This window comes from Veillonella sp. ZSJB6 (assembly GCF_051549505.1).
GTDB lineage: Bacteria > Bacillota > Negativicutes > Veillonellales > Veillonellaceae > Veillonella.
In genome coordinates, this window is the sequence record NZ_JBPUGE010000007.1 from 55,694 (window position 1) to 68,890 (window position 13,197).

Annotated in this window: 15 protein-coding genes and 1 tRNA gene; 7 read left to right on the plus strand and 9 right to left on the minus strand. The window is 40.3% G+C overall.

Annotated features, from left to right (window positions below; all coding sequences use genetic code 11):
• Window positions 1-128 precede the first annotated feature (128 nt).
• A complete protein-coding gene (locus tag ACSV5T_RS08330) occupies window positions 129-776 on the minus strand; it encodes a trimeric intracellular cation channel family protein (protein WP_105085324.1) in 648 nt (215 codons plus the stop codon).
• 83 nt (window positions 777-859) lie between these two features.
• On the opposite strand from ACSV5T_RS08330, the gene tadA reads away from it, so the two are divergent.
• The 3 genes from tadA to ACSV5T_RS08345 all read left to right on the plus strand — a co-directional run bounded on the left by tadA (window position 860) and on the right by ACSV5T_RS08345 (window position 2,773).
• The gene (gene tadA / locus ACSV5T_RS08335) at window positions 860-1,405 is read left to right on the plus strand and encodes a tRNA adenosine(34) deaminase TadA (protein WP_438320791.1); all 546 of its coding nucleotides are present in this window, start codon (window positions 860-862) and stop codon (window positions 1,403-1,405) included.
• Window positions 1,359-1,449 (plus strand) — tRNA-Ser (locus ACSV5T_RS08340). Before tadA ends, ACSV5T_RS08340 begins: the two co-directional genes overlap by 47 nt.
• Window positions 1,450-1,585: 136 nt before the next feature.
• A complete protein-coding gene (locus ACSV5T_RS08345; RefSeq protein WP_060924120.1) occupies window positions 1,586-2,773 on the plus strand; it encodes an MFS transporter in 1,188 nt (395 codons plus the stop codon).
• Between the two features lie 37 nt (window positions 2,774-2,810).
• On the opposite strand, the gene ACSV5T_RS08350 is transcribed toward ACSV5T_RS08345, so the two are convergent.
• The 4 genes from ACSV5T_RS08350 to ACSV5T_RS08365 form a co-directional block, all read right to left on the minus strand.
• Window positions 2,811-4,058, minus strand: coding sequence for a serine dehydratase subunit alpha family protein (locus ACSV5T_RS08350; protein ID WP_438320771.1), 1,248 nt, complete (start codon window positions 4,056-4,058; stop codon window positions 2,811-2,813).
• A 1-nt stretch (window position 4,059) separates the two neighbouring features.
• A complete protein-coding gene (locus ACSV5T_RS08355) occupies window positions 4,060-4,431 on the minus strand; it encodes a RidA family protein (RefSeq protein ID WP_105085321.1) in 372 nt (123 codons plus the stop codon).
• Between the two features lie 116 nt (window positions 4,432-4,547).
• Complete coding sequence (locus ACSV5T_RS08360; RefSeq protein ID WP_119208447.1) at window positions 4,548-5,324, minus strand: hypothetical protein; 777 nt, start codon at window positions 5,322-5,324, stop codon at window positions 4,548-4,550.
• Window position 5,325: 1 nt separating this feature from the next.
• Window positions 5,326-6,270, minus strand: coding sequence for a hypothetical protein (locus ACSV5T_RS08365; protein WP_438320772.1), 945 nt, complete (start codon window positions 6,268-6,270; stop codon window positions 5,326-5,328).
• A 240-nt stretch (window positions 6,271-6,510) separates the two neighbouring features.
• Between ACSV5T_RS08365 and menA the strand changes: the two genes are divergently transcribed.
• Together menA and ACSV5T_RS08375 are read left to right on the plus strand one after the other, a co-directional pair.
• Window positions 6,511-7,407 carry a 1,4-dihydroxy-2-naphthoate octaprenyltransferase gene (menA, locus tag ACSV5T_RS08370; protein WP_438320773.1) on the plus strand — a complete coding sequence of 299 codons (897 nt, stop codon included), beginning with the start codon at window positions 6,511-6,513 and terminating at the stop codon, window positions 7,405-7,407.
• Between the two features lie 252 nt (window positions 7,408-7,659).
• Window positions 7,660-8,481, plus strand: a complete 822-nt coding sequence (locus ACSV5T_RS08375; RefSeq protein WP_156719647.1) for a MetQ/NlpA family ABC transporter substrate-binding protein — start codon at window positions 7,660-7,662, stop codon at window positions 8,479-8,481.
• 41 nt (window positions 8,482-8,522) lie between these two features.
• Here ACSV5T_RS08375 and ACSV5T_RS08380 read toward each other — a convergent pair whose 3' ends face one another.
• From ACSV5T_RS08380 to ACSV5T_RS08395, 4 genes are read right to left on the minus strand one after another with little or no spacing between them, the layout of a single operon-like run.
• Complete coding sequence (locus ACSV5T_RS08380) at window positions 8,523-8,939, minus strand: cytidine deaminase (RefSeq protein WP_438320774.1); 417 nt, start codon at window positions 8,937-8,939, stop codon at window positions 8,523-8,525.
• A gap of 10 nt (window positions 8,940-8,949) precedes the next feature.
• Window positions 8,950-10,251, minus strand: a complete 1,302-nt coding sequence (locus ACSV5T_RS08385; protein ID WP_438320776.1) for a pyrimidine-nucleoside phosphorylase — start codon at window positions 10,249-10,251, stop codon at window positions 8,950-8,952.
• A 53-nt stretch (window positions 10,252-10,304) separates the two neighbouring features.
• Window positions 10,305-10,967, minus strand: coding sequence for a deoxyribose-phosphate aldolase (gene deoC, locus ACSV5T_RS08390; RefSeq protein ID WP_438320777.1), 663 nt, complete (start codon window positions 10,965-10,967; stop codon window positions 10,305-10,307).
• 14 nt (window positions 10,968-10,981) lie between these two features.
• Window positions 10,982-11,611: a 3'-5' exonuclease gene (locus ACSV5T_RS08395; RefSeq protein WP_438320778.1), complete on the minus strand. Its 630-nt coding sequence runs from the start codon at window positions 11,609-11,611 to the stop codon at window positions 10,982-10,984.
• A gap of 203 nt (window positions 11,612-11,814) precedes the next feature.
• Here ACSV5T_RS08395 and pyrF point away from each other — a divergent pair, with 203 nt between their 5' ends.
• The gene (gene pyrF / locus ACSV5T_RS08400) at window positions 11,815-12,534 is read left to right on the plus strand and encodes an orotidine-5'-phosphate decarboxylase (protein ID WP_287512102.1); all 720 of its coding nucleotides are present in this window, start codon (window positions 11,815-11,817) and stop codon (window positions 12,532-12,534) included.
• Entirely contained in the window at window positions 12,531-13,118 is a 588-nt protein-coding gene (pyrE, locus tag ACSV5T_RS08405) for an orotate phosphoribosyltransferase (protein ID WP_008602774.1), read from the plus strand. The genes pyrF and pyrE overlap by 4 nt, the downstream gene beginning before the upstream one ends.
• Window positions 13,119-13,197 lie beyond the last annotated feature (79 nt).

The following is a 13,197-nucleotide window of genomic DNA, read 5'->3' on the forward strand; positions in this document are numbered from 1 at the left end:
AAATCAAATCTCCTTCTGTGTAGCGAGTACTCCCGACTCGCGAAATTAACTGTTTCATAATACTCTCTTTTTCTGACACTTTTATGAAATGTTCATATGCTCAATAGTATAATTATATCATTTGACTATTATTTCGCAACCGGCTTGGTTTTCCCTACCTTAGGCAGACTCCAATTGTACTTGATGGCTAGCAGACGGATAACGAGTACTACTGTGAAAGCACCATATACGGCCATACTGTCCCAACTCGATGTGACCATAAGATAATAAACGATGCCACCAATAATACTAGGCAAAGCATATACATCCTCTTTCAAAACAGATGGGATGCGTTGCGCCAACATATCGCGGATAATACCGCCACCAACAGCAGTGATTGTACCGAGCAACACAATAAAGATAGGCAACTCTGGATAGAGTTTAAAACCTGCAGAAGCACCTGTTACGGTAAATGATGCTAATCCTAACGCATCGGCCAACAAGTAACTAGCTCGACTACGAGGCCCCATCGCATGCTTGCGATATCGGCTGTTATAAATCAAGAACACGATAACAGTTACCACTAAAACAACGGTAACATACACTACATTTCGCAATGAATTCGGCGGAAAATAGCCGAGCAACACGTCCCGTACAATACCACCACCAATAGCAGTAGCCAATGCAAGGACAGTCATACCAAATATATCCATCTTCCGAGCTACTCCAACGAGTGCACCGGATACAGCAAAGGCAATGGTGCCAATCATATCAAATATATACCAAATAATGTCCATAATTCCCCCAAATAATCTATTCGCATAACTGCGTACACTATGATAGACTTTATGTAAGATATTATACATGAAGAGGTATGCCAATGACAAAAGACATTACACCTACAGACATTGAAAATATGGATGAACGCACACGGGACGAATATTTTATGGCCATTGCCATGGAAGAAGCTCGCAAAGCTTATGAACTTGGAGAAATCCCTATCGGTGCCATTCTCGTAAAAGATAATACCATTGTTTCGCGCCACCATAATCGTCGTGAACTCGATCATGATGCAACGGCCCATGCAGAGGTCCTCGTAATCCGCGAAGCATGCGATGTTCTCAAGCGCTGGCGGTTGACTGGTTGTACCCTGTATGTTACGATAGAGCCGTGTCCGATGTGCGCTGGAGCCATTATTAACAGTCGTATTGACCGTGTTGTATATGGTGCAAGTGATTACAAAGGAGGCGCCGTGGAATCGCTATTCAATGTGCTCTCTCATCCTGGTTTAAATCATGAACCAAAACTAGCATCTGGTGTGCTTGGTGATGAATGCAGCCAAATTATGAAAGACTTCTTTAAAGAGCGCCGTAAAGCACGGAGGAGTACCCAAGAGGCTGAAGGGTCCGCACTCGAAATGCGGTAGGTCGGGCAACCGGCGCGGGGGTTCAAATCCCTCCTCCTCTGCCAACTAAACTATATAAAGCGCTAACTATGGTTAGCGCTTTTTTTGTATCTATATTTATCAATACTTTAGTAACTTTATGAGTTATAATATACACAAGATATAATTACTGCTATTAAATAGACTCAAGGGGACACTACTATGAAAAAATATTACCCTTATCTCATTACAGTGAGTCATATGATTAACGATTCCTGTCAAAGTGTATTGCCTGCCCTCTTACCTCTGTTCATTTATACCTATGGACTGAGCTTAGAGCAAGCAGGTTTTCTCATCTTAGCTAATACAGCATTATCATCATTATTACAGCCTTTACTAGGCTATATTTCAGACAAGATCAATCAACCGCGGCTCATTGCCTTCGGCGTTTTATTGTCTGCATGTAGTACAGGTATGATGGGCTTTGTTACCTCTTATGAAAGCCTCCTCGTTTGTGCCACATTAGCGGGCGTTGGCTCTTCCATCTTCCATCCTGAAGGCGCAAAGATTATGAACCGTCTCGGTGGAGGCAAGAAAGGGAAGGCCATGGGCACCTTTGCTATCGGCGGTAGCTCGGGCTTCGCCTTTGGTCCACTCTTTGCAGGTGCCATTGCTTATACAGTGGGTCCACATGGCTTAGCGGCTTTCACCGTAGTAGGTACTATTATATCTACTATATTATTCGTACTAATGCCTCGCATCGTAGCTCATGCACGTACTATCGACCAAGCGGTAGCTACTGAAAATCCAACAGTGGCGGCAAAACCGCTGAAGAACTACTGGAAATACTTTGGCATCTTATTCATTATTATCTTGAGCCAATCAGTAAACTTCCGCGTTATCAATGCGTTTATTCCAATTTTCTGGACTCGCGAGCTCGGTACAAGCCCTGAACAAGGTAGCTTTGCCTTGACTGTATTCTTTAGTATCGGCATCTTCATGACCTATATTGGCGGTCTATTGGGCGATAAATATGGTCCTATCAAGATTATCAGACTATCCCTATTAGTTTGGTTACCTGCTATGTTCCTATTAACAGAGGTTCCAACCTTCTCACCACTCATCATGATGCCTATAGCCTACTTACTACTACTCATGATTGGTGCTGCTAAAGCAATTAGCTACAGCCCAGTTATCGTACTAGGTCAAACATATCTAGCCAAAAGTATCGGCTTTGCATCGGGTATCACCCTCGGCGTGAGTCAGACTATCGGTGGCGTCATCGCTCCTGTCGTAGGTAACCTAGCAGATACCTACTCCCTACCTGTTGCTATGATGACACTCGTGCCATTCCTCGTAATGGGCCTTGGGGCATCATTACTATTAAAGGATCCTAAAAAATTACAGTAAAAAAGCCCCCTTACGGGGGCTTATATTTTTAGCTAAATTAGTGTTTTAGCATTTCATTCAAGATAACTACATCCGTTTCTTTCATACCTCGAGCCACAGTACCGATACTGCGGATGGTATCATCAACGGTGTATGCTACAAGGCCATCGCCTTTTTGGTAGTTCTTATTAAGGCGAGCTTGTTTATATCCCATAAAGGCACCATCAAGGGAGATAGCAATTTTACCTGCACAGGATGGTTTTGCTCCGTCGCAAACGATGCCGGATAAGCTGGCAAGACCATTTACTAAGGTATTCTCAATGATATCCTTGCTATCACCTTTCAAGAAGGCTATGCCTGCTACACTTACAACACCAGCAGATACAACACCGCAGTAGGCGGACAATTTACCAATGCCAGATTTAACGTACAGTGTTAACAAGTTGGCAAAGACGAGTGCACGGTACAGTTCATCATCACTTTTACCAAGTTCCTCAGCAGTTGTAATGATAGGTACCGATACTGTTAAGCCTTGGTTACCAGAGCCAGAGCAAATTACAACAGGCAATGGACACCCACTCATGCGTGCATCGGATCCAGCTGCTGCACGAGCCTTACATTTCGTTTCTAGAGACGGGTTTTCTTCATCCAACAACAAGAGCTGGCCAATATTGGAGCCATAATCATTAGACAAACCTTCTCGAGAAATAGCTGTATTGTATTCTACTTGCTGTTTGATTTGAGGTATGACGCCAGAAATATCTGCCGTTTTAGAAAATTCGTAAATGCTATCAAAGGTCATTGCATATTCTGTTTTTGCAACCTTCTTAATTTCATTGATTGTTTCAGACACAATCTCACCATCTACAGCAACATAGGTTACATTCGTATGGTCATTTTCAATGCGAACCACCGCTGTATGTTCATCTGTTTCAGCAGTGATTTCGATATAAAGATTATCTACACCTTCAGCAAGTGAGACCGTACAGAAGTTAGCATTCAACAATGTGCCAAGCCATTTACGATCTTCATCTGTAGCAGATTCTAGTACCTCTAGCTCACGCTCAGGATGACCTACGATGGCACCAAGGGTAGCAGCCGCTTGAAGGCCCTTTCGCCCACCAGAGTTAGGAATTACTACGGATTTTACATTTTTAATAATATTCGCGCTGCATCGTGCGTGAATATGGTTAGGAAACTCATCTAAAACAGAGACTGCCTTCGCAGCCGCATAAGCCAATGCAATCGGCTCAGTGCACCCGAAGGCAGGACGCATCTCTGATTTTAATAAGGAAATATAATCCATCTTATACTTCCGCAATAATTTCCACTTCTACCAAAGCACCCAATGGAAGGTCTTTTACTGCTACGCAAGAACGAGCTGGTTTAGAAGTGAAATATTTAGCATACACTTCATTAAATGCTTTGAAGTCAGCGATATCAGCCAAGAAACAAGTAGTTTTAATAACTTCAGAGAAGTCAGAACCTGCTGCAGCCAATACAGCATCAATGTTTTTGCATACTTGTTCAGTTTGCTCTACGATACCGCTTGCAACAATGGAACCAGTTGCAGGATCGAGTGGAATTTGACCAGAAGCGAATAATAAACCGCCTACTACTTTAGCTTGAGAGTAAGGACCTACTGCTGCTGGAGCTTTGTCTGTGTGAATTGTGTTCATAATAATTCTCCTTTAAAATATAATTGAAAATAATATAAATCATTCTAATGCCGCCATACTCACATTAGTAATTACCTTATAAATGACATACTTCGTGAAAGCATATCTATAACAAATTATTTAATAGATTTGAAGGCATTGTCAAATATCGTTTTGAAATAATCCCGTTGTACATCAGTTGTTACACCTACGTATAGTACCGGTTTACCTGGCTTCAACACAAATGCAGCATTTGCATAAAGCGGAGTTTGTACATTTCCATCCGCATATAACAAGCGAGAACTTGCTGCATAAGTTTGATATTTAGTGCCTGCCACAGGATGTACTTGTTCCGCATTTTCTACGGTAAGCGTTCTAGGTTTTATAAGCAGTTCACCTGACCGAGTCTTAAGATTAGCATAGCGTTTCGGATCATTTAAAGGTACTACAGTTGTAGTTGTGGGAATTTGCTTATTAATGGCACCTAGCATAAGTTGTTCTGTAACAGGATCAATTTGGCCTTTATCAAGAGCTGCCATAGCCGCTACAAACATAGGGTCATTAGCCTTATCTTTAGCTACTTTTTGCGCTATTTGTTTAACATCTACAGCTACTACTAACGCATCCTTTTGACCTGTTTTGTCAGCACCTTTTAATTGGTATACGTCAAAAGTAGTGCCAAAGTTTTGAAGAAGCTCTTTTGCCATCATATTTGCCATTGAAGATTTTGAAGGATTCTCATTCAATTGTTTTTCTACAAAATCACGTGTATTTGTTTTAGATGCAGAAACAACATTTACATTGTTAGGCACTACCATAGAACCTGCAATGGTTTGCACATCCTTAGCGAAACCTACGCCAGATACAGTACCTAATAAACAGGCTGCACAAGCCAATACTTTCAAAGATTTCATATTATTTACCTCCCTTGAGAGATTGTGTTTGATACATATGATTCAACTCATTAGCCCAATAATCATAGCTAGAATCATCAGATGATAAAATCTGTAAGGATACACCTTTATCTGTAGGAACGGCATAACCAATCAAAGCATAAGAATTTCTAAAACCATCATAGCTAAGGCCACCACGCAAATCGCCTGTTACAGCCGTACCATAACGTGTTTGAACAGGTTTATATCCTACATGAGTTGCATCTAGGCTCACTTGTTTTGCCATAAAATCTACATAAGAACGGAGCTCTTCTTTACTTTTAGGAGATAAATTCTTTTCTGTAGCAAGCATTTTATCAACTACCCCCATAATGTGAGCAGGTAACTTGTCATTTAGTATCTTCAAATCTTTCGCTAATTTAGCACCTTCAATAGTATTGCCCTTCAAACCTTGTAATTGTTGTTGAGCCTTCTCTTTAGAGTAGGAATCTACATATTTAGAGATAGAACTTTTTATTGCAGTTTTTTCTGCATCTGGATCCTTTTCTAAAATAGTTTTATTCATACCAATTACTTGATCTATGGCATTTTTAGAATAGTCTACAACGACTAACTGACCTACATGGTGACCTTGTTTATCCGTCCCTTGTAATTGATAGACGGAAAATCCATCTAACACATCGCCCTTGAAAGGTTCAACCTGTACCGGTGCTTGTAATTTTAAACTAGTATTAACAGCATCAACAGCCGCTTTATTTGCCACTGAAATTATTTGGCTTTGCTCATTATTACGTAGCTTTGCATCCGTAGGAACGCGCATGACTTCTACAGCTTTCACCGTAGGAGACGTACTGCCATATAAACCATAGCCTAAATCTACTGTATCAGCATATGCCACTGCACCCATGCCAACAGTCAAGCACGTCGCACAAGTCAATGTCATCATTTTTTTGTTGAGAGCTCTCATAAGACACCTCACGATTTAACAATACATTCGTATACAGATTATATTCATAATCCATATTGCATCCATAAAGATTTCAAAAAGATAATCTATACTGCATATACTAATTATTATACTATATAGAGATGTATAACTGTATAGTGTAATTTACAACCTATGAGTTCTGCTATACAATACTTAAATAGATATGTAAACATAGAGTATGAGAAATAGAAAGGAGTGCACACTTGGTGTGCTTTTATTATGATACAAGAAATAATTCCACTCACTAGGCCTCGTACATTAGCGGCCTCTTTAGGGCCTACTATTTTAGGTGCTGCCTTTAGCTATTACGCATTTGGTGCTGCACAAGGTACAGGTCTTGCCATTTTCCATACAGTTTTAATATTCTTAGCTGTTGTAACAGCTCAAATTGTAGCTAATTTATGGAATGAATATAAAGATTTCAAATCTGGTCTCGATGCAGGACAAAAGGTCGGCAATGCTGGTTCTATTACGCGTGGTGCCATTACGCCAGAACTCATCGTTACCATGATTAAGGTACTCATGGTGGTACCTATTATCATCGGTCTTTACCTATCGGCAACTATCACTTGGTACTATATTCCAGCTGGTTTTCTTTGCATTCTCATCAGTTTTCTCTACTCTGGTGGGCCAAAACCAATTTCTCGCACACCATTTGGGGAAATTTCCTCTGGTATCGCTATGGGGTTTGCTATCGTACTCATTACAGGTTATGCCTGGACACGTGACTTATCTTCAGCATTATTAATTCCTGCTATTCCATCTACATTGCTAGTAGGCTCCATTATGCTTACTAATAACATTCGTGATATTAGAAATGATGAAAACCATGGTCGTCGTACATTACCAATCGTATTGGGTCGTGAACGCGCCCTCAGTTTAATGAGCATCACCTACCTATTCAATTTCATTTGGATCCTTGCATGGATCATTGTAGGTCACATGACATGGTTCTCCCTCTTCGCCTTTTCCGCAGCACCACTAGCTTTCAAAACAGTACATACCTTAAGTACTAAAACAGATGAGTTCCTACTCGACAAAGCTATGGGTACAACTGCAGGGGCTGCAATGATTTACCAAATCATGTGGTCCATTGGACTTATCATAGGTAAATAAGGTTGAACCATAGATTCAATTATTAGCAAATAAGTGTTTACCAATACGTACATACATTAAATACAATTACATAAAATAAAGAGAGATTTCCAAACACTATCAACTATTTATAGATACTAGTTTGGAAATCTCTTTTTGGTATAACTTTAAACTATGGAGAACTCGTAACAATTCCTTCTTGATAGATAGGAAATAATTTAGTACTATAAATATAATATTTTATATGAAATGATTGTAAAAGGAGTGTGTCTAATGAGAAAATTTTTAGCATTAGCAGCTACTGTAATCCTTGGCGGTGCTTTATTGATCGCTGGTTGCGGTAATGACAATAACAAACAAGCTGCTAACAACGGCAAACAAGTATTAAAAATCGGTGCTACAGCAGTACCTCACGCAGAAATTTTGGAACAAGTTAAACCTGTCTTGGCAAAAGATGGTATTGATTTACAAATCACTGAATTCACTGATTACAACACACCAAACATTGCTTTGGGTGATAAAGAAATCGATGCAAACTTCTTCCAACATGTACCTTACATGGATGAATTCGCAAAAGCTCACAACCTTCCACTAGTATCCGCTGGTGGTGTTCACCTTGAGCCAATGGGCTTATACTCCCATCAAATTAAAGATTTAAAAGATCTTCCTAAAGGCGCTAAAATCGCTATCCCTAACGACCCTACAAACGGTGGTCGTGCATTATTGTTATTGCAAAAAGAAGGTCTTATCACATTGAAAGACTCCAGCAATATCTTGTCTACAATTCAAGATATCACTTCCAACCCTAATGGTTACCAATTTGTTGAATTAGAAGCAGCTCAAATACCTCGTTCTCTTGACGATGTAGCTTTAGCAGCTATCAACACAAACTATGCATTAAATGCAGGTCTTAACCCTAGTAAAGATGCATTGGCAATCGAATCTAAAGATTCCCCTTACGTAAATATCGTAACTGTACTTAAAGGCAATGAAAGCGATCCTCGCATCAAAAAATTGATGGAAGCTCTTCATAGCCCTGAAATCAAAAAATTCATTGAAGAAAAATACAAAGGTGCAGTTGTTCCTGCATTCTAAGGTATAACAAAAAAGAGACCACATCCGTGGTCTCTTTTTTACTATAAGCTGTCCGCACCAAATCTAAATGGTAATAACTCATCAAGACTAACAACTTTATAATTTCCTTTTAGATTAGCCAAGATAATCTGTGGTATGTCAAATTCAGAAATTACTTGGCGACAGGCACCACATGGTGCACAAGGCCCTTTCGTATCAGCAACTACGGCGAGGGCCTTAAATTTTGTACGACCTTCTGATACGGCTTTAAATATAGCAGTTCGTTCTGCACAGTTAGTTAAACCATAAGATGCATTTTCTATATTGCAACCTTCATAGATTGTCCCATCCTCACACAGAAGGGCTGCACCCACTCCAAAATGAGAATACGGGCTATAGGTTTTCTCACGCGCTACTATGGCACGATCAATAAGCTTTTGAATTTCCTGTTCCGTCATATCAGTTTCCTTTTCTATCATATGGATATCCTCATTCCACCATATCAAGAATCGTATCCACTACAATTGGTGCAGTTTTGCCAAAGGTAATTGCCTCTAAATATGTTTTAGCCGCATTTAGGAGCAAACTTTCATGAGAAGCATATAAGGTAGCTATGCTTTCACCCGCCCTAACATCATCACCTGTTTTCTTGTGCATTACTATGCCTGCACTGTAATCGATAGGACCATCCTTAACGGTACGACCAGCCCCGAGCATAACAGATGCAATACCACATTGTTCTGTATTCATGTGTGTAATATAACCGTCTTGAGGCGCTGTAACATCATAAGTGAATTTCCCGATGGCTAGTAAACTTTCATCATCAAGAACACGACTATCTCCACCTTGAGCATCGATCATCATGCGCAATCGTTCAAGAGCGGCTCCCGAATTAAGGGCCTCTTGTACGCGACTAAGAGCCGTTTCATAATCACAAATTTGGCTCAACACAAGCATATGGGCTGCCATGATAAGACATTCATGAGTTAAATCCTCTGGGCCATGACCTTTCAAGGTGTCAATAACCTCACGAATTTCCAAAGCATTACCAATGGCGTGACCTAGCGGTCGGTCCATATCGGTTAAAACAGCCTTAACAGAGCGACCATTTTCCGTTCCAATATCTACCATAGCTTTCGCCAATGCGCGAGCATCGTCTATGGTTTTCATAAAGGCGCCACTACCAACCTTTACATCCAGCAAAATGGCTTGTGCCCCAGAGGCTAATTTTTTACTCATTACAGAGGATGCAATTAGAGGGATACTATCGACGGTGCCTGTTACATCACGCAAAGCATATAGCTTCTTGTCTGCAGGTGCCAGCCCTTCAGATTGTCCGATAACGGCAAGACCTATTGTATTGACTTGATTAATAAATGCCTCTTGGTCCAATGATACCTTTAGATTTGGTATGGACTCCATCTTGTCGATAGTGCCACCTGTATGACCAAGTCCACGGCCTGACATTTTCGCCACCTTGCCGCCACAAGTAGCTACCAAAGGTCCTATGATAAGAGTTGTCTTATCCCCTACACCACCGGTACTATGCTTATCTACTGTTATCCCATCAATATTGGATAAATCTACCATATGCCCTGACTGGGCCATTGCCATGGTCAATGTGCCTAGTTCACGAGCATTCATCCCATTAAATACAATGGTCATCAATAAGGCACTCACTTGATAGTCGGGGATGTCCCCATTTACATAGCCAGAGATGACAAAACGAATTTCCTCATCTGTTAAGGGTAAATTAGACCGTTTTTTTAGAATAATATCATACATGCGCATGGTTATACCGCCATTCTAAGAAACCACCTAAGCATTGCCTAGGTGGTTTTCTATTATACTTCTTCGTCTAAATGATCTTTAAGTAGTTCTACTGCTGCACTGGCGCCGATACGGCTGCAACCTTCTGCAATATATGCTTTCATGTCAGAAATAGAACGAATACCACCGGCAGCCTTAATTTTTACATTAGGACCGATGTGTTTCTTAAAGAGTTGAATATCTTCAATACTAGCTCCACTACTACCAAAACCTGTAGATGTCTTAATATAATCAGCACCACCGTCTGTAACACATTTACATAGAGCTATCTTTTCAGCGTTAGTTAGATAACAGGTTTCGATGATAACCTTTAAGATTTTATCTCCGCAGGCTGCTTTAAGGGATTTAATTTCATCAGTAACAGCATCAAAATCACCTTGTTTTACATTGCCTAGGTTAATAACCATATCAATTTCAGAGGCCCCTTCTGCAAGGGCTTGTTTTGTTTCAGCTACCTTTACCTCTGTTGTTTCATAGCCTAAAGGAAAACCAATAACAGTGCATACATTGAGCTCTGGATATGCTTCATGGGCAGAAGCCACAAAATCTGGGGGAATACAAACTGATGCCGTCTTATAGGCTACGCCGGCGTCACAAATTTCTTTAATATCATCCCATGTAGCTGTAGGACGTAATAGTGTGTGATCCACATAAGATAATAATTCTTTACCTAACATAGTGTCTCTCCTTACTAAAAGAACGACATTTGCTCTGGCTCAGGTTCTTTATGTAAAGCCTCTTGAACAGCGCGATTTTTGTCATCAATAAATGGTTCTAGTGGTACACCTGTAGCCTTCAACAAATCTGGCAAGCTGTTAACGCCCTTAGCCTTAGCCGCCTCTAATACAACCTTAGCACATGTTTCTGCATCATCCAATGCGTAGTGATGTTTAAACTCAACCCCGATGTATGCAGCCATTGTGTTTAGCTTATGGTTTACTAAATCTGGCCATACCGCACGTGAAAGTTTTACAGTACATGCATAATCTAGCTCTGGCCAAGGAATTTTGTAGTAATCCAGTGTAGCACGCAATACATTCATATCGAATTTTGCGTTGTGAGCTACCATGATATTGCCTTTTAAATGATTTTCGTAGATAGCATTCCACAATTGATCAAAGGTTTTCTCATGGATAACATCCTTTGGTTGAATACCATGAATTTCAATGCATTCATCATCAAAACTCATAAACGGTGGTTTGATAAGGCTGTACGCCTTTTTTGTAATCTGTCCATCCTTTACGGTAATAACCGCCAAGGAGCACGCACTATTTTTAAATTTATTAGCTGTTTCAAAGTCTAATGCAACAAAATCTAACATAGGACTCCTTTCAAATCTATAGGTTTCAAAATTTATATATAAGAATTGTATTCATTTTCTCCATTTATTATAGCATGAAACACTCTATAATCTACTATTCAACGGTGACTATTAGTCACCTCTTTCACATCAAATTTAATTGACAGATAGGCCCTCTGTATGTGAAAATTATTTAGATATATATGTAGTATGGAGGTTGCAAGATGGCAGATGACAGATTAATCGTTGCCCTTGATGTATCCACTATGGATGCGATGAAAGAAACCGTAACAGCCCTTGGTGATGCGGTTAGCTTTTACAAGGTCGGCATGGAGCTATTCTACGCCGAAGGAGAGCAAACAGTTCGCTATTTACAAGAGCAAAACAAACAAGTATTTCTTGATTTGAAATTGCATGATATTCCTAATACAGTAGCACATGGCGTATCTTCCCTAACACGTTTAGGTGCTAACTTGATCACTATGCATGGTCAAGGCGGTCCAGTTATGATGAAAGCCGCTGTAAAAGCTGCTCGAGAAACAGCTGAACAATTGGGCGTTGAACGTACAAAATTATTGGCAATCACTGTATTAACTAGCTTTGATGATGAAGCTTGGACTGCAACTGGTGGTCAATTGCCTATTTCTGACCAAGTTATTCGTCTAGCAAAGCTTGCTAAAGAATGTGGCATGGATGGCGTTGTATGTTCCGCATTAGAAGCTAAGATGATTCGCGAAGCATGTGGTGATGATTTCCTCATCGTAACACCTGGTATTCGCCCATCCTTTGCAGCAACAGACGACCAAAAACGTATTGCTACACCTGCTAGTGCATTACAAGATGGCGCGTCTCGTCTCGTTATTGGCCGCCCTATTACACAGGCTGAAAATCCTCGTGAAGCAGTTCGTTTAATTATTGAAGAAATGGAGAATGTATCCAAATGATGACAGAACAAGAAGTAAAACAATTACTTATCGACACTCAAGCTATTTTAGAAGGTCACTTCCTTTTGACATCTGGACTCCACAGCCCAATGTACGTTGAAAAATTCAATGTATTGCAACACCCAAAATATACCGAAAAACTTTGTAAAGAATTGGCTGAACGCTTCCGCGATCAAAATGTAGAACTCGTTATCGGACCTATGACTGGTGGTATCTTACTAGCTCACGAAGTAGGTAAAGCTCTTGGTACACGCGCTATCTTCACAGAACGTGAAAAAGGTGTTATGACATTGCGCCGCGGCTTCAAAATCGAACCAGGTACACGCGTACTTATCGTTGAAGACATCGTAACTACTGGTGGTTCTGTACAAGAAGTAGTAAATGTTGTAAACCAATCTGGTGGTGAAATCGTAGGTGTAGGCCTTCTCGTTAACCGTTCTGGTGGCAAAGCAGAATTTGGCGTACCTCACGAAAAAGTACAAGCATTGCTTAACCTTGAAGTTCCTACATACAAACCTGAAGAATGCCCTCTTTGCAAAGACGGCGTAGCTATGACAGAACGCGGTTCTAAACATATCAAATAAAATGACTAAAGACCTATGCATATGCATAGGTCTTTTCTTTTAATATTTAAGTTAATAAAAGTATTAGTTAATAAATATA